General features: G+C 61.6%; 15 protein-coding genes and 1 pseudogene. 7 read left to right on the top strand and 9 right to left on the bottom strand.

Features of this window, described 5'->3' with window-relative positions; all coding sequences use genetic code 11:
* Positions 1 to 66: 66 nt before the first annotated feature.
* Positions 67 to 774, bottom strand: a complete 708-nt coding sequence (locus tag JFT85_RS26800) for a YebC/PmpR family DNA-binding transcriptional regulator (protein WP_015884705.1) — start codon at positions 772 to 774, stop codon at positions 67 to 69.
* Positions 775 to 884: 110 nt separating this feature from the next.
* Positions 885 to 2,198 (bottom strand): MFS transporter, encoded by a 1,314-nt coding sequence (locus JFT85_RS26795; protein ID WP_017136485.1) that lies wholly within the window; start codon positions 2,196 to 2,198, stop codon positions 885 to 887.
* A gap of 255 nt (positions 2,199 to 2,453) precedes the next feature.
* On the opposite strand from JFT85_RS26795, the gene JFT85_RS26790 reads away from it, so the two are divergent.
* A complete protein-coding gene (locus JFT85_RS26790; protein ID WP_017136484.1) occupies positions 2,454 to 3,326 on the top strand; it encodes a LysR substrate-binding domain-containing protein in 873 nt (290 codons plus the stop codon).
* Positions 3,327 to 3,443: 117 nt separating this feature from the next.
* Here the strand turns inward: JFT85_RS26790 and JFT85_RS26785 are convergent, their stop codons facing one another.
* Positions 3,444 to 4,301 (bottom strand): LysR substrate-binding domain-containing protein, encoded by an 858-nt coding sequence (locus JFT85_RS26785; RefSeq protein ID WP_017136483.1) that lies wholly within the window; start codon positions 4,299 to 4,301, stop codon positions 3,444 to 3,446.
* Positions 4,302 to 4,415: 114 nt separating this feature from the next.
* On the opposite strand from JFT85_RS26785, the gene JFT85_RS26780 reads away from it, so the two are divergent.
* The 3 genes from JFT85_RS26780 to JFT85_RS26770 all read left to right on the top strand — a co-directional run bounded on the left by JFT85_RS26780 (position 4,416) and on the right by JFT85_RS26770 (position 7,042).
* Positions 4,416 to 5,525, top strand: a complete 1,110-nt coding sequence (locus JFT85_RS26780; RefSeq protein ID WP_078826821.1) for a 2-aminoethylphosphonate--pyruvate transaminase — start codon at positions 4,416 to 4,418, stop codon at positions 5,523 to 5,525.
* A gap of 29 nt (positions 5,526 to 5,554) precedes the next feature.
* Entirely contained in the window at positions 5,555 to 6,382 is an 828-nt protein-coding gene (phnX, locus tag JFT85_RS26775; RefSeq protein ID WP_053256942.1) for a phosphonoacetaldehyde hydrolase, read from the top strand.
* Positions 6,383 to 6,496: 114 nt separating this feature from the next.
* Positions 6,497 to 7,042, top strand: coding sequence for a cytochrome b (locus tag JFT85_RS26770; RefSeq protein ID WP_053256943.1), 546 nt, complete (start codon positions 6,497 to 6,499; stop codon positions 7,040 to 7,042).
* Here JFT85_RS26770 and JFT85_RS26765 read toward each other — a convergent pair.
* Positions 7,039 to 7,929 carry a 1-aminocyclopropane-1-carboxylate deaminase/D-cysteine desulfhydrase gene (locus tag JFT85_RS26765; RefSeq protein ID WP_201230722.1) on the bottom strand — a complete coding sequence of 297 codons (891 nt, stop codon included), beginning with the start codon at positions 7,927 to 7,929 and terminating at the stop codon, positions 7,039 to 7,041. The two genes, JFT85_RS26770 and JFT85_RS26765, sit on opposite strands and share 4 nt — an antisense overlap.
* A gap of 58 nt (positions 7,930 to 7,987) precedes the next feature.
* Positions 7,988 to 10,027: an NADPH-dependent 2,4-dienoyl-CoA reductase gene (locus JFT85_RS26760; protein WP_201230721.1), complete on the bottom strand. Its 2,040-nt coding sequence runs from the start codon at positions 10,025 to 10,027 to the stop codon at positions 7,988 to 7,990.
* Positions 10,028 to 10,239: 212 nt separating this feature from the next.
* Here JFT85_RS26760 and JFT85_RS26755 point away from each other — a divergent pair, with 212 nt between their 5' ends.
* Together JFT85_RS26755 and JFT85_RS26750 are read left to right on the top strand one after the other, a co-directional pair.
* A complete protein-coding gene (locus JFT85_RS26755) occupies positions 10,240 to 11,370 on the top strand; it encodes a carbon-nitrogen hydrolase family protein (RefSeq protein ID WP_053256946.1) in 1,131 nt (376 codons plus the stop codon).
* A gap of 4 nt (positions 11,371 to 11,374) precedes the next feature.
* A complete protein-coding gene (locus JFT85_RS26750; RefSeq protein ID WP_069551747.1) occupies positions 11,375 to 12,409 on the top strand; it encodes an AraC family transcriptional regulator in 1,035 nt (344 codons plus the stop codon).
* A gap of 385 nt (positions 12,410 to 12,794) precedes the next feature.
* Here the strand turns inward: JFT85_RS26750 and JFT85_RS26745 are convergent, their stop codons facing one another.
* A complete protein-coding gene (locus JFT85_RS26745; protein ID WP_053256948.1) occupies positions 12,795 to 13,601 on the bottom strand; it encodes a DUF2242 domain-containing protein in 807 nt (268 codons plus the stop codon).
* Between the two features lie 89 nt (positions 13,602 to 13,690).
* Positions 13,691 to 14,590 carry a LysR family transcriptional regulator gene (locus JFT85_RS26740; RefSeq protein ID WP_053256949.1) on the bottom strand — a complete coding sequence of 300 codons (900 nt, stop codon included), beginning with the start codon at positions 14,588 to 14,590 and terminating at the stop codon, positions 13,691 to 13,693.
* A gap of 119 nt (positions 14,591 to 14,709) precedes the next feature.
* Here JFT85_RS26740 and JFT85_RS26735 point away from each other — a divergent pair.
* A pseudogene (locus JFT85_RS26735) lies at positions 14,710 to 15,885 on the top strand (MFS transporter).
* Between the two features lie 48 nt (positions 15,886 to 15,933).
* Here the strand turns inward: JFT85_RS26735 and JFT85_RS26730 are convergent.
* Together JFT85_RS26730 and JFT85_RS26725 are read right to left on the bottom strand one after the other, a co-directional pair.
* A complete protein-coding gene (locus JFT85_RS26730) occupies positions 15,934 to 17,808 on the bottom strand; it encodes a SurA N-terminal domain-containing protein (protein WP_073637828.1) in 1,875 nt (624 codons plus the stop codon).
* Between the two features lie 231 nt (positions 17,809 to 18,039).
* Positions 18,040 to 18,327 (bottom strand): HU family DNA-binding protein, encoded by a 288-nt coding sequence (locus tag JFT85_RS26725; RefSeq protein WP_221034285.1) that lies wholly within the window; start codon positions 18,325 to 18,327, stop codon positions 18,040 to 18,042.
* Between the last annotated feature and the right edge of the window lie 53 nt (positions 18,328 to 18,380).

Below are 18,380 nucleotides of genomic sequence, written 5' to 3'. Positions count from 1 at the left end.
GACTGACACACTGCATTCGCGAGCAAGCCCGCTCCCACATTTTTACTGCATATATTCAGCTACAAATCAGCCGGCCAGACCGACGAACATATCCTGCACGTCATCGTGGTTGTCCAGGCCTTCCAGGAAAGCTTCGACTTCGGCCATCTGCTCATCGCTCAAGCCGCTCACCGGGTTCTTCGAGATATAGCCCAGCTTGGCCGACAGCACGGTGAAACCCTGCTCCGGCAGCGCTTTTTGCACGGCATCGAGGTCGGTGGTTTCGGTGATGAACAAGGTGGTGCCTTCTTCTTCGCCGTCTTCGAAATCCTGGGCGCCCGCTTCAATGGCGGCCATTTCCGGATCAGCGTCAGGGCTGTCTGGCGAAGCCTCGATCAGGCCGACATGGTTGAAGTCCCACGCCACCGAGCCGGAGGCGCCCAATTGGCCCTTGCGGAATGCCACGCGGATTTCCGCGACGGTACGGTTGATGTTGTCGGTGACGCATTCGACGATCAGCGGGACCTGGTGCGGCGCGAAACCCTCGTAGGTCACGCGGTGGTACTGCACGGTTTCACCCAGCAGGCCGGCGCCTTTCTTGATGGCGCGCTCCAGGGTTTCCTTGGGCATCGAGGCTTTTTTGGCCTGCTCCACCACCAGACGCAAGTGGGCGTTGGTCGCGGTGTCGGCACCGTTGCGGGCGGCGATGGTGATTTCTTTCACCAGCTTGCCGAAAATCTTGCCCTTGGCATTGGATGCCGCTTCTTTATGTTTGACTTTCCACTGTGCGCCCATGACTCACTCTCTTTTCGTCCATCGCGCCGAAACGTCTACTGGCCGGCGCTTTGGGGGCAGAGTTTATAGCGCAAAAACACTCTAATCCACCAAAAAACCGGCCAAGTGCCTCAGGTACGCAAGGGTTTGATCGTGACGTTGCGGTCGGGCACAAAGTCGCCAACCTGCGCCAGCGCGGCGGGCCTGGCGTTCCAGTAAGGCATCAGCACCAGTGAAGAAAACAACGCCGCGCCGGCAAATACGATAAACACCGTGACCGTATCGAAGTAGCCCGGCAGCAGGCCGCCAAGGATCGCCCCCACCGAACCGCAACCGTTCACAAAGCCTGCGGCCGTGGCGCCGGCCTTGGCGGTGCCGAAGTCGATGGCCGCCGTGCTGCTGATCATCGAGTCAGGCCCATACAGCGTCAGGCCCATCACAAACAGCAGGGCCATCACCAGCATCACGCTACCGGTGTGCAGCGCGCCCATGAACAACGCCAGGGCCACGGTCAGCGCCAGCAGGCTGAGCACACAGGCCGGCATGCGCCGGGCGCCGAAGAGTTTGTCGGACGCCAGCCCGATCATGATCGGCCCCAGCAACCCGGCCAACTCGAACGCCGTGGGCACGATGGCCGCACCCACCTTGCCCACCGAGGGCATTTGCTCATAAACGATCACCGGCCCCCACAACAGGATCGCGTAACGCGCCGGTTTCAACAGAAAGTACGCCAGGCCCAAGACCAGCACCGTACGGTTACGCAGGATCGCGCGCAGCGGTTCCAGCACGCTGACTCGCTGTGTGTCGGCCGCCACGACCGGCTCCGGCTCAACAGCCGGCAAGCCGACATCCTGCGGTGTATTGCGCTGGAAGATAAAGAACAGCACAGCCACCACCGCCACCACCGCCGCGCTGGAAATAAACGCCGCATGCCACGTGCCGATCAGCGTGTAAGCCCACCAGCCGGCAAAGGGCGATGCCACCAGGCCACCAAAGGCGTAGCACGAACTCCACAACCCCAACACACGCCCGCGTTGCTGCGCCGGGAAGAAACTGCCGAGGTTTTTGCACAGCCCCGACCAGCCGGTGGACTGCGCCAGCCCCTGGATCAACATGCAACTGATAAAAATCGGCAAGGTGGCAAAGGTGCCCATCACCAACGCCGCTGCGGCAGAAATCAACAATCCGCCCAGCACCACCACTCGTGGCCCGAAGCGGTCCGCCAGCATGCCCCAGGTGAATTGCCCCACGGCATAGGCCGCCAGGTACAGGCCATCAAGGTTGGCCATCATCATTTTGTCGAGGGGGAAACTGGGGTCATCGACGATGCCCAGCTTGGCCACCGAAAACGCTTTGCGAGTGAAATAGAACGCGGCGTACGCCAGCCAGGTGATGGCGAAAATCTGCACGCGCCAACGCTTGATGCTACCCGTTTGGATATTCATTGTGGTTCTGACCTCAGGTGAGTGTGCCGGCAGGATCTAGAAGCAAATGCCTGTTGTTTTTATGGTTGAGCACTGCAATGCCAAGCCCTGGAGGGCGCGGCATTGGTCAGATGGGTCCGGTTTGCCAGAACCCATGGCCGCCGCGGTTGTAGGACTCAGCCGTCGGCGGTTGGCGTATCAAAGCAATGGCTGACTAATAGGTAAAATCGATTTATCGTATTTCACCTATAAGCTCAGCTTGTAAGAGGATCTGCGATGTCGGTTTCCCACGCCCAGCTCAAAGCCTTCCACGCCGTGGCCGTACACGGCAGTTTCACTCAGGCCGCTGAACGCCTGTTCCTGACGCAACCGGCGATTTCCGACCAGGTGCGCAAGCTCGAAGAACGCTTCGGCGTGCTGCTGTTTCACCGCAACAAACGCGCCGTGCGCCTCACCGACCTGGGCGAGCGTCTGCTCGGCATCACCCAGCGCCTGTTTGTGATCGAGGCCGAAGCCGAAGAACTGTTGCAAGACTCCCGCGCCCTGCTCACCGGCACCCTCACCCTGGCCGTGGACGCGCCCGTGCACGTGTTGCCGCAGATCGCACGCTTCTGCCAGTTGTATCCGGGGATCAGCGTGAAGATCGAAACCGGCAACACGGATGAATCGCTGTTTCGCCTGTACAACTACCAGGCCGACCTGGCCCTGCTGGGGCGCGATGTCGACGATGAACGCCTGCTGTCGTTGCCGCTGCCCGATGAGCAGCTACTCGCCTTTGTCGCGCGCAACCACCCGTGGGCCGGGCGTGAATCCATCTGCCTCGCCGACCTGGATGACACGCCGCTGGTACTGCGGGAAATCGGCTCGGTCACCCGTCAGACCCTGGAGCAGGAAATGCGTCAGGCCGGGCTGCGCATCCGCCCGGCGATCCAGGTGGAAGGCCGCGAAGCCGCGCGGGAGGCGGTGGTGGTGGGGATTGGTGTGGGCGTGGTGTCGGCAGCGGAACTCGGCGCCGACTCGCGGGTGTATGCCCTGCCGATCCGCGATTGCAGCCAGCGCATGAAGGAAACGCTGGTGTGCCTCAAGGAGCAGAGTTCGAGGCGGGTGGTGGCGACGTTTCTCGATATTGTGCGGGACAGTTTGCGCTGAGTTTTAGGGCCTCATCGCGGGCAAGCCCGGCTCCCACAGTTGACCGAGTAGTACCTGAGTAACCGGACCAATGTGGGAGCCGGGCTTGCCCGCGATGGCCTCAACTCGGTCTTCAACTCAAGACGCCAACTCAAAGAACGCCTGAATCAGCCGCAACGAGCGGCGCCGCTCCATACAGCCGAGCATATGCCGGTTCAACAACCCATCGCCCTGAATCGTCACGGCCTGCACGCGCGGGTCCTGGCTGACTTCCATTGACGACACCACGCCCACGCCCAACTCGGCCGCCACGGCTTCGGTCACCGCCTCGCGGCTGTCCAGTTCCAGCAGCACCTTGGGCTGCACACCCGCAGCTCCACACGCATCATCGAAGGTTCGCCGCGTGATGGAGCTGGGCTCGCGCAATACCATGATCACCTCGTTGAGCTGCTCCAGGCGAATGCCCTTGGGCAGTGCCGCCCACGGGTGGCTGGCCGGGACAAGCGCGCAAATCCGCGACTCACTCAACGGCTGCAGGTGCAGGCCATTGCGCGGTTCCACCTCCGTCAGCACCGCCACATCCGCATGCTCGGAGAGCAGCGCCGCCAGGGTTTCCTGGGCATTGCCCAGACGCAGGTTCACGGTGATGCCGGGGTAACGGGCACGCAGGCTGGCGATCATCGGCATCACCAGATGCGGGCCGTCCGCGGCCACTTCCAGGCGTCCGCTGAGCAACTGCCGATTGGCTTCGAGCAACGCCTGCGCTTCATCCACCAGGCCGAAAATTGCCCGAGTGATCGCGGCCAGACGCGTGCCCTCCTCGGTCAATTCCACCCGCCGGGCGGTACGGCGCAACAGCGCGATCTGGTAGTGCTCTTCCAGGGCCTTGATGTGCCCGGTCACCGCCGGCTGGCTGATGAACAGCCGTGCGGCGGCACGGGTAAAGCTGCCCTCGCGGGCCACGGCATCGAATGCACGCAGTTGAAACAAATTCATAGGTATCGGCCTCACTGATAGCTCGCATAACAACAAACAATTTGATTGATAACAAGCCAAACTGCAATTTAGGCGCCGTAGCTTCACCCCCCAATGACCTTGCGAGGACTTGAGATGAGCACTGCCGCGCCGATCCTGCTAACCCCTGGCCCCTTGACGACTTCGAACCGCACCCGTCAGGCAATGATGGTGGATTGGGGGTCATGGGATGACCGCTTCAACCAACTGACCGCCAGCGTCTGCACACAATTGCTGGCGATCCTGCACGCCACCGACAGCCACCACTGCGTGCCCCTGCAAGGCAGCGGCACCTTTGCCGTCGAAGCGGCCATTGGCACCCTCGTGCCGCGCAACGGCAAGGTACTGGTGCTGATCAACGGCGCCTACGGCAAGCGCCTGGCGAAGATCTGCGAAGTGCTCGGCCGCGACTTCAGCACCTTCGAAACCGCTGAAGACGAACCCACTACCGCCGCCGACGTCGACCGCCTGCTGCACGCCGACCCGGCGATCACTCACGTCGCGTTGATCCACTGCGAAACCAGCACCGGCATTCTCAACCCGCTGCCGGACATCGCGCAGGTGGTTAAACAGCACGATAAACGCCTGATCATCGACGCCATGAGTTCCTTCGGCGCTCTGGCGATCGACGCCCGCGAAGTGCCGTTTGACGCGCTGATCGCCGCCTCGGGCAAGTGCCTGGAAGGCGTGCCGGGCATGGGCTTTGTCTTCGCCGACAAACAGGCACTGGCGGGCGCCCAAGGCAACTGCCATTCCCTGGCAATGGACTTGTTCGACCAGCACAACTACATGGCCAAGACCGGCCAATGGCGCTTCACCCCGCCGACCCACGTGGTCGCCGCGCTGCACGAAGCCTTGCTGCAATACCAGGAAGAAGGCGGCCTGCCCGCGCGCCATCAACGCTATGCCGACAACTGCCAGGCACTGCTCGACGGCATGGCCGCACTCGGCCTGCGCAGCTTCCTGCCAGCCGCCATCCAGGCGCCGATCATCGTCACCTTCCATGCGCCAAAAGACCCGCGCTACCAGTTCAAGGACTTCTACGAGCGGGTCAAGGCCAAGGGTTTCATTCTCTACCCCGGAAAATTGACCCAAGTGGAAACCTTCCGCGTCGGCTGCATCGGCCACGTTGACGCGCAGGGCATGCAGGCGGCGGTCGAGGCGATCGGCCAGGTGCTGCAAGAAATGGAAGTGCTGGACATCTGATTGCCCCCATTACCCACAGGATTTGAACCATGAACTATCAAAACCCCAACACCCTCCAGGCCGTGATCCTCGACTGGGCCGGCACCGTGGTCGACTTCGGCTCTTTCGCGCCCACGCAGATCTTTGTCGAGGCGTTTGCCGAGTTCGACGTGCAAGTCTCCATCGAAGAAGCCCGTGGCCCGATGGGCATGGGCAAGTGGGACCATATCCGCACGCTCTGCGACCAACCGCAGGTCGCCGAACGCTACCGCAAAGCCTTTGGCCGCACGCCGACCGATGACGATGTGACCTCGATCTACCAGCGTTTCATGCCCTTGCAGATCGAGAAAATCGCCGAGCACTCGGCCTTGATCCCCGGTGCCCTCGACACCATCGCCCGCCTGCGTGTGCAAGGCATCAAGATCGGCTCCTGCTCCGGCTACCCCAAACAGGTGATGGACAAGGTGGTCGCCCTGGCCGCCACCAACGGCTACATCGCCGACCACGTGGTCGCCACCGACGAAGTGCCCAACGGCCGCCCGTGGCCCGCCCAGGCACTGGCCAACGTGATCGCGCTGGGCATTGACGATGTGGCAGCGTGCGTGAAGGTCGACGATACCGTACCGGGCATCCTCGAAGGCCGTCGCGCCGGCATGTGGACCGTGGCACTGACCTGCTCCGGCAATGCGCTGGGCCTGACCTACGAGCAATTTCGTGACCTGGACGCCGCCGCCCTGGCCAGCGAGCGCACACGCATCGAGAAGTTGTTCGAGGGTTCGCGACCGCACTACCTGATCGACACCATCAACGACCTGCCTGCGGTGATCACCGACATCAACCAGCGCCTGGCGCGCGGTGAAATGCCGCAAAGCCACTGATAGAGGTCAATACAACGGCATTCGCACCGGGCAAACCCGCTAAAACAGGCTTACAGTAATAGGACTCCGTCGCTAAAGAACGGAGGTTTGCCCTGATGAGTGAGGAAGAAAGCGATGCCGTGGAAAAATTCCGATACGCGCTACAGCACCATGTCGATTGCACTGCACTGGTTGATGGTGGTGCTGCTGGCGGTGGTTTACGCCTGCATTGAGTTTCGCGGGGTCTTTCCCAAAGGCAGTGGCGGGCGGGCTCTGATTGTAGAAATGCACTACATGTTCGGCCTGACCGTGTTTGTGCTGGTATGGCTGCGCCTGTTTGCACGTACCTTGGGCGTTGCACCGAAGATCGTGCCGGCACCGCCGCAATGGCAATCGGCACTGGCGACACTGATGCATCTGGCGCTGTACCTGTTCATGATCGGCATGCCGATTTTCGGCTGGCTGATCGTCAGTGCCCAAGGCCATTCCGTGATGTTCTACGGGATCGAGTTGCCGCCCTTGATTGGCGAAAACAAAGACCTGTCCAAGCAGATCAAGGAATGGCACGAGCTGGGCGGCACCGTCGGTTATTGGCTGATCGGCCTGCATGCCGTGGCCGGCCTGTATCACCATTACTTCATGCGCGATAACACCGTGTTACGCATGATGCCTAAGCGCTAGCTCTGCAAGCTCCGGCGGCCTTGCAGGCCGCCGGTGTGCACGAAGATCACGCGAGTGCCGGGGACGAAGCGTCCGGCCTCGATCTGTTGCTTCAACGCCAGCAAGGCCTTGCCGGTATAAAGCGGCTCTAATGGTAGGCCGCATGCCTGTTCCGTGGCCTGGATAAAATTGAGTAATAACGGGTCGACCTTGGCGAAGCCACCGCGGCTCGCGTCCAGCAGTTCATAGCCGTGCTGCACAATGGCCTGCACGTTCTGCGCAACTCCGTGATCATCCGGCACCGCCAAGGCGCCGAATACCGGATGCACACCCGCCTCTGCCAGCGCCAGCCCGGCCAGTGTGGTGCCGGTGCCCGCAGCCAACCACCACGAGTGGTAATCAGCCCAACCAAGCGCGTTCAGTTGCGCGCGCGCCTGCTCAAGCAACACCCCGCACCCCCTTGCACCGGCCGTTCCGCCGCCGCCCTCGGGCACGGGATAGAGGTGCGGATACTGTTCGCGCCATGGCCGCCAGAAACCGGCGTCGTGACGCGCGCGATAACCGCCATACCCCAGCCAATGCAGCTGCATGCCGAAGGCTTTCAGATCAAGGATGGTGGGCGTGTCTTGAGGATGGCCGCGCAACAGGCCGACGGTGGGGAAATCAAACCGCTTGCCGGCCGCCGCCAGCGCGTGCAGATGGTTGGAGTGCGCGCCGCCAAGGCTGATGATCCCATCGGCCCCGGCCTGTTGCGCGTCGGCCAGGTGCTGGGTGAGCTTGAACCACTTGTTGCCGCTGATCAGTGGGTCGATGCGGTCCAGCCGTAGCACGGCCAACTCGACCCCGTTCAGCCAATCCAGCGGCAAGGGTTCAAGTGGAGCACGGGGAAGCCAGTCGAAAGGACCCATCGGAAAGCATCTGCATAAAAACCGGGGCGGTAGTCTACCACCGCCCCGTTTTGCCGCCTTACAGCTCGGCAGCCAGACGCGAGCCCTGGTTGATGGCGCGCTTGGCATCCAGCTCGGCGGCCACATCGGCGCCGCCGATCAGGTGCACGTTCTGGCCCGCGGCGACCAGGCCATCGTGCAGTTCGCGCAACGGATCCTGCCCGGCGCAGATGACGATAGTGTCCACCGCCAACACCTGAGGTTCACCCTCGGCGCCGATGCGGACATGCAAGCCCTCGTCATCGATCTTCAAGTATTCGACGCTGTTGAGCATCTGCACCCGCTTGTTCTTCAAGCCCGTGCGGTGGATCCAGCCGGTGGTTTTACCCAGGCCATCGCCGACCTTGGAGCGCTTGCGCTGCAGCAGGAACACTTCGCGCGCCGGTGCATGGGGCTGCGGCTGGATGCCTGCCACGCCACCACGGGCTTGCAGTTGGGTGTCGATGCCCCACTCTTTCCAGAACGCCTCGCGGTCCAGGCTGGTGGAGACGCCTTCATGCACCAGAAACTCGGAAACGTCGAAACCGATACCGCCGGCGCCAATCACCGCCACGCGCTTACCCACCGGTTTGCGCGCCAGGATCACGTCGAGGTAGCTCAACACCTTGGCGTGATCGACCCCCGGGATGGCCGGCGTGCGCGGCGCAATGCCGGTGGCCAGAATAATTTCGTCATAGCCGCCCGCCGCCAGTTGCGCGACATCCACACGGGTGTTGAGGCACAGCTCGACATGGGTGGTCTGCAACTTGCGCTTGAAGTAGCGCAGGGTTTCAAAAAACTCTTCCTTACCGGGCACCCGCTTGGCGATATTGAACTGGCCGCCGATCTCGCTGGCGGAATCGAACAGCGTCACTTGATGACCGCGCTCAGCCGCCACGGTGGCCGCCGCCAGGCCGGCAGGACCGGCACCAACCACAGCGATCTTCTTGATCTGTTTCACCGGCAGGTAGTTGAGTTCGGTCTCGTAGCACGCGCGCGGGTTGACCAGGCAGGTGGTTAACTTGCCGCCAAACGTATGGTCCAGGCAGGCCTGGTTGCAGCCGATACAGGTGTTGATTTCATCCCCACGGCCGGCAGCGGCCTTGTTGACGAACTCCGGGTCGGCCAGGAACGGCCGCGCCATCGACACCATATCGGCATCGCCCTCGGCGAGGATCTGCTCGGCGATTTCCGGGGTGTTGATGCGGTTGGTGGTGATCAGCGGAATCTTCACCGAGCCGCGCAGCTTGGCGGTGACTTTACTGAACGCGCCACGCGGCACTTTAGTGGCAATGGTCGGGATACGCGCTTCGTGCCAGCCGATACCGGTGTTGATCAGCGTCGCACCGGCCTGTTCGATGGCCTTGGCCAATTGCACGATCTCTTCCCAAGTGCTGCCGCCTTCCACCAGGTCGAGCATCGACAGGCGGAAGATAATGATGAAGTTCGGGCCGACGGCTTCGCGCACGCGACGCACAATGTCCACCGCCAGGCGCATGCGGTTTTCGTAGCTGCCGCCCCAACGGTCGGTGCGGTGATTGGTGTGAGCGACGAGGAACTGGTTAATGAAGTAGCCTTCGGAACCCATGATTTCCACGCCGTCATACTCGGCGACCTGGGCCAGCAGCGAGCAGGTGACAAAATCCTGGATCTGCTTCTCGATGCCTTCCTCGTCCAGCTCCTTGGGTTTGAATGGGTTGATCGGCGCTTGAATCGCGCTGGGTGCGACCTGCTTGGGGCTGTAGGCATAACGGCCGGCGTGGAGGATCTGCATGCAGATCTTGCCGCCAGCCTCGTGCACCGCCTGGGTCACGATCTTGTGCTTTTGTGCTTCTTCGTCGGTGGTCAGTTTGGCTGCACCGGCGTACACGCCACCTTCATCGTTCGGGCCGATACCGCCGGTGACCATCAGGCCGACGCCGCCACGGGCGCGCTCGGCAAAATAGGCGGCCATGCGTTCGAAACCACCGGGTTTTTCTTCCAGGCCAGTGTGCATCGACCCCATCAGGGTGCGGTTGCGCAAGGTGGTAAAACCCAGGTCCAACGGGGCCAGCAGGTGCGGGTAGGCAGCAGCGGTCATGGTACAGCTCCACAACGGATCATCACGGGACGTGACGCGCTCGAACGGCGCGCCATCGGTTTATGTCCCACAGACTAAGAGGCGACGGACGAGCGCTCAATGACTGAAACTGACAAGTTATTGATCCAAATGTACAGCGCCCCTTGGCAAGCCGCTGCCTGGGCCCTACCCTAGTCGGCGAACCCTGCACCCGGTCTGTTGTCTGTTGCCCCATGCGTAAACTTCTAGCGTTCACCGTCACCATGGCCCTGGTTGCCGCCGTCGCCGCGTATCTGGTCTGGACCCAGGAGCGCCCTGTGGCGCATTACCTGTCGGACCTGCGCATCACCCTGGCCATCAACGAAGGCCAACCCGCCGATCGTGGCAACTTGCTGGGTATCCAGCCGGAGCTGTTTCCCGCTGATTATCAAAGCCTGGAACGCCTGCACCTGAAGCTCGCGGCTTACCTGCAAAACGCGCGGGACCAAGGCTTGATCAACGACAAGACGATTGTCGTGCTGCCGGAACACATCGGCACCTGGCTGATGCTCAGCGGCGAGAAGAACGAGCTGTACCAGGCGGTTCACCTGAAAGATGCAATGAATTGGCTGTCGGCCAGCAACCCGTTGCAATTCGCCCGCGCGTGGATCAGCGCCACGGGCGATAACCGCATGGACGACGCTTACCTGCGCATGAAAGCACCGGCCATGGCCCGCGACTATCAGGCGCTGTTTGGCGGCCTGGCCAAAGAATTCGGGGTCACGCTGGTGGCCGGCTCTATCGCCCTGCCCAACCCGAGTGTCAGTCAGGGGCAACTGCAGGTCGGGCATGGCGCGTTATATAACGCCAGCCTGGTGTTTGGTGCGGACGGTTTGCCGGTCGGCCAGCCACAGCGCCAGTTCTACCCGATCTACGACGAGCGCGGCTTTATCGAGCCGGGCGATGAGAACATCGTCAGCGTGGTCGACACCCCGGCCGGGCGCCTGGGCATCCTGATCGGCAGCGACAGTTGGTACCCGGACAACTACCGCAAACTCAACGAGCAAGGCGCGCAATTGGTCGCAGTGCCCGCCTTTGTGACCGGCCGCGACACCTGGGACCGTCCATGGCGCGGTTTCAAAAGCGTTTCCACGCCGCAGGAAATCAGCCTCAAACCCGAAGAACTCAGCGAAGGCGAAGCCTGGCGCCGCCTCACCCTGATCAGCCAACAGCCGATCAGCCAGGCAAACGCCGGGATGAGCGTATTCCTGCGCGGGCAATTCTGGGACCTGGGCACCGCCGGGCACAGCTTCCTCAGCAGCAACGGGCACGTCGTCACAGGCAATGACGCCCGTGGCGCGCGCCTGCTGAATATCTGGTTGTAGCGCCGTGAAGCCGGTGCGCCTGGGCGATCTTTCGGTGGGCTTCGTGCACACCCTGGCGGACGCCATTCAAAGCCACTGCCTGGACCCGCAACCACTGCTGCTGCAATACGGCCTGGACCCGGCGCGCCTCGCCGAAGCCGGCGCGCGCCTGTCGATTCCGCGCTACATGCGCCTGGGCCATGCCGCCATCCAACTGACCGGCGACCCCGGCCTGGGGCTGCGCATGGGCCAACTGAGTCGTCTGAGCCAGGCCGGGCTGGCCGGAGTGACTGCCGCACAGGCACCGAATGTGCGAGAAGCGGCGCGAACATTGACGCGTTTTGAAGCGCTGTACGGCTCCAACTACCGCGGCCAATCAAGCTTTCACGAAGACCCCGAGGGCGCCTGGCTGCGTTTCTATTCCATCAGCCCTTACAACGCCTACAACCGCTTTGTGGTGGATTCGATCATCGCCGGCTGGCTGCAGCAATTGTCGAGCGTGGCACAGCAACCGGTGCAGGCACAGCGCATCGAGATCGAGTTTGAAGCCCCGGCGTACAGCGAACAGTACGGTGTACTCGGTGACAGCCCGATCCACTTCGGCGCCGAGGCCAATCAATTGCGCCTCAACCAGCAGACCCTGGCCCTGCGTAACCCGCAGCACTGCCCCAGTACCTGGCACCTGTTGTTGACGTTATGTGAACACGAGTTGGAGCAGTTGACCCGCACGCGCAGCCTGCGCGAGCGCATCACCCGGTTGCTCGGGCCGATGCTCAATGGCGGCCGGGAGCCCGACCTGGAAGAAGTGGCGGCACGCCTGAAGCTGCCTACCTGGACGCTGCGCCGCAAACTGGCCGAAGAAGGCACTCAGTTTCGCGCGATTCTCAACGACACCCGCCGCGACTTGGCCATGACCTACATTCGCGATACGGAGCTGGCGTTCGGCGAGATCGCCTACTTGCTCGGTTTTGCCTCAGCCCAGGCCTTTCAACGGGCGTTCCGGCGGTGGAACAACCAGACCCCAGGGGAATTTCGCCGCAGTCAGCGGCATTCCGCCTGAAGTCGGTCTTACAGCTCGGTTGCGTCATCGACCGGATCCAGCGGATCCAATTCAAACGCGTGGTACTCAAGCAGTTCTTCTTGGTATTCGTCCATGGTGGACTCCTTGTTGGTTTAAAGCGGCTGCCAATAAATGACCTGCACAGCCAGCCTAAAGTGCCGTGATGACGAAAAAATGTCGACGCCGTGACGTTCCTGCACTTCAAGATAAAACGTAGCAGCGCTGAGCGGAATTAGCACTCAGGGCTGTGAGACGAACGCGCGCGCCTCATCGCACTGGCGGTGTTGAGCCGCTGGCGTGTGGGTAATCGGTCGCAAAGGTGCCCGTGGCAGCTTGAGCCGCTACGGGGGGAAGGTCGAAAAAACCCACCCCGTAGCGCTCGACGTTACTGCGAAGGGGTTGGCAGGGGCGGAATCGCCTCTGTGGGCGCCGGCAGGTTTGGATTGGTCGGCGCAGGGGCAGGCTCAGCGGCAGGCGTTGCGGCAGGCTCTGCTTTGGGCGCAATCGGTGCCGCCTCCGGTGGCGTGGCAACCGGCTCCGAAGCGGCAGGCGTTGCCGGTGTTTCCGTTGGCGTCTCAACCTTTTCAGCAACCGGCGCCGCTTTCGGCTCCGGCACGCCCAGCTCCGCCTTTGGCGTCTCTGGAATATGCGCAGCCTTCTTCACTTCTTGCGGCAGGAATACATCCACGAGCGAGAAGTAACGCTCATAGAACTTCGGCGCCGAAACCGTCTCGCTCGCCACCTTCACCATCGAGTCATCGGTGGAGCCAATCGGCATCGACACCGAGCCCAACACACCCACACCGAGGCTAGCGGAGTTGTTGACCTTTTTCAGCGCGTAGCGATCCTGCAAGGCGTTGGCAAACATCGTCGAGTGGTTATTGCCTTTGCCATCATCGGCGCAGACCACGTTGAAACTGATCTGCAGGTGGGTTTCGCCGGTCTGCTGGAAACTCTTGTTACCCACGACCAGCTTTGGATCGCTGCTGGTGATGATGTAGCCCTGGCTCAACAGCGCGCGCCGCGCAGCCTCGCAGGCTGCCGCGTCGCTGACCGGGTAATCACGGGAGAACGTGCCGGAGTCGTCGAAATTCTCATGTTCGTAAATGGCGGTCTTGGGTGACGAGCAGCCCGCGGCGCCCGCCAGCACCAGCGCCAGCCCGAGGCTACGCAAGTGAAATGATGTCGACATCGAAAATCCTGAGGAAAACAGTCAGGGCGGTATTGTGCTACAGAACGGGGTCCCGGCGCGCGCATTCCTGTCGGTAAAACGTCACAGCCTTACAGGACGGGGCCTGCAGGAAAAAGCCCGGCACACATATGGTCGATAAACACGCGCAATTTGGCCGAAGCGTGGCGACTTGATGGCCATAACATCCAGAAGCTGCCGCGATGTTCCAGGTAGTCGTCCAGCACCCGCTGCAAGCGCCCCTGCTGCACCGCCTCGTTGACCATGAAGTCCGGCAGGCAAGCGACGCCGAGGCCTTCGAGCACGACATGGTTGAGGGACTCGATGGTGGTAGTGATCAGCGGTGCGCGCAAAACAGGCTCCACCGCGCCTGGCACCGCTCGCAAGGGCCAGGGCTCAAGCTTGCCGGTAGCGCAGAACTTGTGACGCAGACAAGCGTGGCCGGCCAGGTCCGGTGGTTGTTGCGGGGTACCGTATTGCGCGAAGTACGCCGGGGTGCCGACCAGTACCAAGCGGTAATGCCCAAGATGCCGCGCCATCAAACGCGAATCCTCCGGCTTGCCGGTGCGAATCACCGCATCGAACCCTTCCTCAATCACGTCCACCATGCGGTCGGAAAAATCCACCTCCAGCTCAATGTCCGGATAGCTGCGCATGAAGTCACTGAGCACCGGCAGCAACAGGCCGCGCACTTGTGGCAGGCTGATACGCAGCTTGCCCCGGGGCGTGGCGCTGGCCGCCGTCAATTCCTGCTCCGCCGCCTCGACCTCGGCCAGAATCCGTCGCGAACGCTCAAGGAACAATGCCCCTTCGCTGGTCAAGGTGATGCTGCGCGTGCTGCGATGAAACAAGCGCACGCCCAAGCGTTCTTCGGTGCGGGCAATGCTTTTGCCCACGGCAGAAGAAGACACCCCCAACACGCGGCCAGCGGCCGTAAAGCTACGCATCTCCGCAACCTGCACGAATACCGAAAGGCTGCTCAGACTGTCCATCGCCCTACCCCAGTAGATTACGGACATCAGCGTCCGATAAGTTCGGAACCTTAGCCTGTTTTTCCGCCCTTAACAGCCCTCTACCCTGATGCCTTGCCCTTATGCATGGATAGAGCGCGATGAACCACAGCCCCTCACTTACCGATGCAGCACCTGCCACCCAACGCGACACGCTCCCCCTCGGCGACCTACTGGCGTTGGCCTCGGCGGGCTTCATTACCATCCTCACCGAAGCCATGCCGGCCGGGCTGTTGCCGCAGATGAGCGAGGGGTTGAGTGTTTCGCCTGCACTGGTCGGCCAGTTGGTCACCCTGTACGCCCTCGGATCACTGCTCGCCGCTATCCCGCTTACACTGCTGACTCGCAGCTGGCGTCGGCGGCCGCTGTTACTGCTGGCCATCGGCGGCTTTGCCTTGGTCAACAGCGTCACTGCGCTTTCCAGCCACTACGGATTGACCCTCGCCGCGCGCTTCTGTGCCGGGGTATTTGCCGGGCTGCTGTGGGCGCTGCTGGCAGGGTATGCCAGCCGCATGGTCGCGCCACACCTGCAAGGTCGGGCGATTGCCGTGGCCATGCTGGGAGCTCCGCTGGCCTTGTCCCTCGGTGTACCGGCGGGCACGCTCCTGGGCACGGCCATCGGCTGGCGCCTGAGCTTTGCGATCATGTCGGGCCTGACGCTAGTGCTGCTGGTATAGGCGCGCTGGCAGCTCCCGGACTTCGCCGGCGAACCGGCCGAAAAGCGCCTGGCTCTGCGCCAAGTACTGGCGTTGCCAGGCATACGCCCCGTGCTGTGGGTGACCTTTACCTACGTGCTGGCGCACAACATTCTCTACACCTATATCGCCCCGCTGCTGGTGCCTGCCGGGATGACTGCCGACATCGACCGGGTATTGCTGGTATTCGGCCTGGCAGCGCTGCTGAGTATTTGGTTAGCCGGCGTGCTGATTGATCGGTGGTTGGCCGCACTGCTGGTGGTCAGCTGTGGGCTGTTTGGCTTGATCGCCGGGATGCTGGCGTTCTGGATCAGTTCGCCCGCGGTTATCTATAGCGCGGTGGCTTTATGGGGCCTGGCGTTTGGCGGTTTGCCGGCGTTGCTGCAAACGGCATTGGCCAAGGCGGCGGGAGCGTCGGCGGATGCCGCGCAGTCGATGCTGGTCACCGTGTGGAACCTGGGAATAGCGGGCGGCGGGTTGGCGGGCGGGTTGCTCTTGCAAAGCTGGGGCGTCACAGCCTTTGCATGGGCGGTCGTGCTACTGATGTCGCTGGCCTTGATCGGCACACGACAGCGCCCATAAAAAAGCCCCCGGTCCTTTCAGACCGAGGGCTTTTGAGTCAAAGCACCATCAGAACTTCTTGATGTCAGCCTTGGTTTCCAACTGCTTGCGGTACGCAGCAAAGTCTTGCTGGCCAATACGGGAAGCGAGGAAGCGGCGGTATTGCGCCTTTTCTTCGTCCGTAGGCGCCGCCGCTTCGTTGACACCAATCAAGCGTACGATCACCAGGCTACCGTCAGCCAGGGTAACCGTGGTGAAGGTCGGCTTGTCCTTGCTCGCAGGCTTGGGCATGCGGAACAGGGCTTGCAACACAGCAGGGTCAATCGCTTCCTGGCTACGGGTAGCCGCTTCAGTGACTTTCCATGCCTGACCGTCAATCGCCTGGTTCAGTGGGGTCTTGCCATCACGCAGGCTGGCGATCAACTCGTCGGCATGGGCTTTGGCCGCTGCACTGGCGCGCTCTTTGGTCATCTGTGTGCGGATCGCCGCAGAGACGCTTTCCAGAGGCAGTTGTGCAGGTTTCAAGTGCTCTTTGGCACGCAGCACGATGATGGTTTCCGGGTCCAGCTCGATGGCGCCGCTGTTGGCACCCTCATCCAACACTTCCGGGCTGAACGCAGCAGTCACCACGGCACGGTTGGCCGCAACACCTTCACCACCTTCACGGCCAAACGGCGCGGAGGTGTGCACGGTCAGCTTCAGATCCGACGCCGGCTGCGCCAGGTCGGACGCTTCGAATGCCGCATCTTCCAATTGCTTGGAAGCGTCGACGAAGCGCTGTTCAACCTGTTGGGTCTTGAGCTCGCGAGTCAGCTTGTCTTTCAGGCTGGCGAACGATGGCACTTGCGGTGCTTCGACGCCCAGCAGCTTGATCAAGTGCCAACCGAATGTGCTGCGCACGGGTGCCGACACCTGGTCCTTGTTCAAGGCATACAGGGCCGTTTCGAAGTCAGGATCGTAGACGCCAGGGCCGGCAAAACCGAGGTCGCCGCCATTGCTGGCCGAACCTGGATCCTGGGAGAACTCCTTGGCCAGGGCTTCGAACTTCTCACCCTTGGCCAGGCGTGCCTGGATTTCTTCGATCTTCGCCTTGGCTTGAGCGTCGGTGGTCTTGTCGTTGACTTCAATCAGAATGTGCGCGGCACGACGCTGTTCAGCGAGGTTGGCGATTTCTTTCTGATAGGCAGCCTGCAGCTCATCATCCTTCACGGTGACCTGGTCGAAGAAGGAAGACTTCTTCAATTCCAGATAGTCGATGACCACCCGGTCCGGGGTCATGAATTCTTTGGCGTGCTGGTCGTAGTGAGCCTTGACCTCGTCGTCGGTGAGTTTCACCGCCGCAGGGTCGGCCTTGATGTTCACGGTCGCGAAATCACGGGTCTGCTTTTCCAGACGGGCGAATGCAAGCACTTCAGCATCGGTGACGAAACCGCTGCCGGCAATACCTGCGCGAACCTGGCCGATCAGCATTTCCTGGCTCAACATCTGACGGAATTGCATGCGGCTGTAGCCCAGCTGACGGATCACCTGGTCAAAACGCTCAGCGCTGAACTTGCCGTCCACCTGGAATTCCGGCGTCTGCAGGATCACCTGATCCAGAGCAGCTTCAGAGAAGCCGAACTTGGAATCAGCCGCGCCTTGCAGCAACAGCTTGCGATCAATCAGCCCTTTGAGGGCCGCTTCGCGCAGCAGTTTTTCGTCCAGCAGAGACGCATCAAAATCCTTGCCCAGCTGTTGCATCAGCTGGCGACGTTGCATGTCGACGGCCTGGCTCAGTTCGGTTTGGGTGATCTCTTCACCGTTGACCTTGGCCACGTCCTGCTTGTTGTTGGTCGAAGCCTGGAAAATGGCCTCGATACCGGTGAACGCCATCAATGCGACGATGATCCCGATAATGGTTTTGGCAATCCAGCCTTGTGAATTGTCCCTGATATTCTGCAGCATGCGTCCCCCAGAAACGGTTGATCTTCAAAAATTAGGCAACCGTGGAGCGTGGGTAGAGTCCGGATAGAAGAAAGGCGCATCCGAGGATGCGCCTTCTCGTAACTGGCGGAGCGGACGGGGGTTTGAACCCACACCCCCGGCGTGGCGACCCGATGGATACTTGGGTCAGCTGCCGCTCCGCTGCCAGGCCAGACCTGCGTCTGACCCGGGTAGGTAAGGCTTGAGCGAAACTTAGTTAACAGCTTCTTTCAGGGCTTTACCGGCTTTGAAACCTGGTTTCTTGGCGGCAGCGATTTGCAGTGCTTTGCCAGTCTGTGGGTTACGGCCAGTGCGAGCTGGGCGATCAGTCACAGAGAAAGTACCGAAGCCTACCAGTACCACGGAGTCGCCGGCCTTCAGAGCGCCAGTGACGGATTCGATTACTGCGTCCAGCGCACGGCCAGCAGCAGCTTTCGGGATATCAGCGGATGCGGCGATAGCATCAATCAGTTCCGACTTGTTCACTCTAAGTCCCCTTATATATCTATTGAGTATGGTTCTAAGTTTTTTGGTGAAAGCAAAAACCAGTGCTG

Origin of the sequence: Pseudomonas sp. TH04, assembly GCF_016651355.1 — a bacterium.
In the GTDB taxonomy this organism is placed as follows: domain Bacteria; phylum Pseudomonadota; class Gammaproteobacteria; order Pseudomonadales; family Pseudomonadaceae; genus Aquipseudomonas; species Aquipseudomonas fluorescens.
The sequence above is the reverse complement of the archived record's forward strand: the minus strand, read 5'-3'. Positions and strand labels throughout refer to the sequence as shown.

Excerpts from the sequence above, each read along its gene's own strand:
- JFT85_RS26795 (WP_017136485.1), bottom strand. The coding sequence starts at position 2,198 with ATGAATATCCAAACGGGTAGCATCAAGCGTTGGCGCGTGCAGATTTTC.
- JFT85_RS26790 (WP_017136484.1), top strand. The coding sequence starts at position 2,454 with ATGTCGGTTTCCCACGCCCAGCTCAAAGCCTTCCACGCCGTGGCCGTA.
- JFT85_RS26760 (WP_201230721.1), bottom strand. The coding sequence starts at position 10,027 with ATGACCGCTGCTGCCTACCCGCACCTGCTGGCCCCGTTGGACCTGGGT.
- JFT85_RS26770 (WP_053256943.1), top strand. The coding sequence starts at position 6,497 with ATGCCGTGGAAAAATTCCGATACGCGCTACAGCACCATGTCGATTGCA.
- JFT85_RS26745 (WP_053256948.1), bottom strand. The coding sequence starts at position 13,601 with ATGTCGACATCATTTCACTTGCGTAGCCTCGGGCTGGCGCTGGTGCTG.
- JFT85_RS26730 (WP_073637828.1), bottom strand. The coding sequence starts at position 17,808 with ATGCTGCAGAATATCAGGGACAATTCACAAGGCTGGATTGCCAAAACC.
- JFT85_RS26755 (WP_053256946.1), top strand. The coding sequence starts at position 10,240 with ATGCGTAAACTTCTAGCGTTCACCGTCACCATGGCCCTGGTTGCCGCC.
- JFT85_RS26785 (WP_017136483.1), bottom strand. The coding sequence starts at position 4,301 with ATGAATTTGTTTCAACTGCGTGCATTCGATGCCGTGGCCCGCGAGGGC.
- JFT85_RS26800 (WP_015884705.1), bottom strand. The coding sequence starts at position 774 with ATGGGCGCACAGTGGAAAGTCAAACATAAAGAAGCGGCATCCAATGCC.
- JFT85_RS26780 (WP_078826821.1), top strand. The coding sequence starts at position 4,416 with ATGAGCACTGCCGCGCCGATCCTGCTAACCCCTGGCCCCTTGACGACT.
- phnX (WP_053256942.1), top strand. The coding sequence starts at position 5,555 with ATGAACTATCAAAACCCCAACACCCTCCAGGCCGTGATCCTCGACTGG.
- JFT85_RS26765 (WP_201230722.1), bottom strand. The coding sequence starts at position 7,929 with ATGGGTCCTTTCGACTGGCTTCCCCGTGCTCCACTTGAACCCTTGCCG.
- JFT85_RS26740 (WP_053256949.1), bottom strand. The coding sequence starts at position 14,590 with ATGGACAGTCTGAGCAGCCTTTCGGTATTCGTGCAGGTTGCGGAGATG.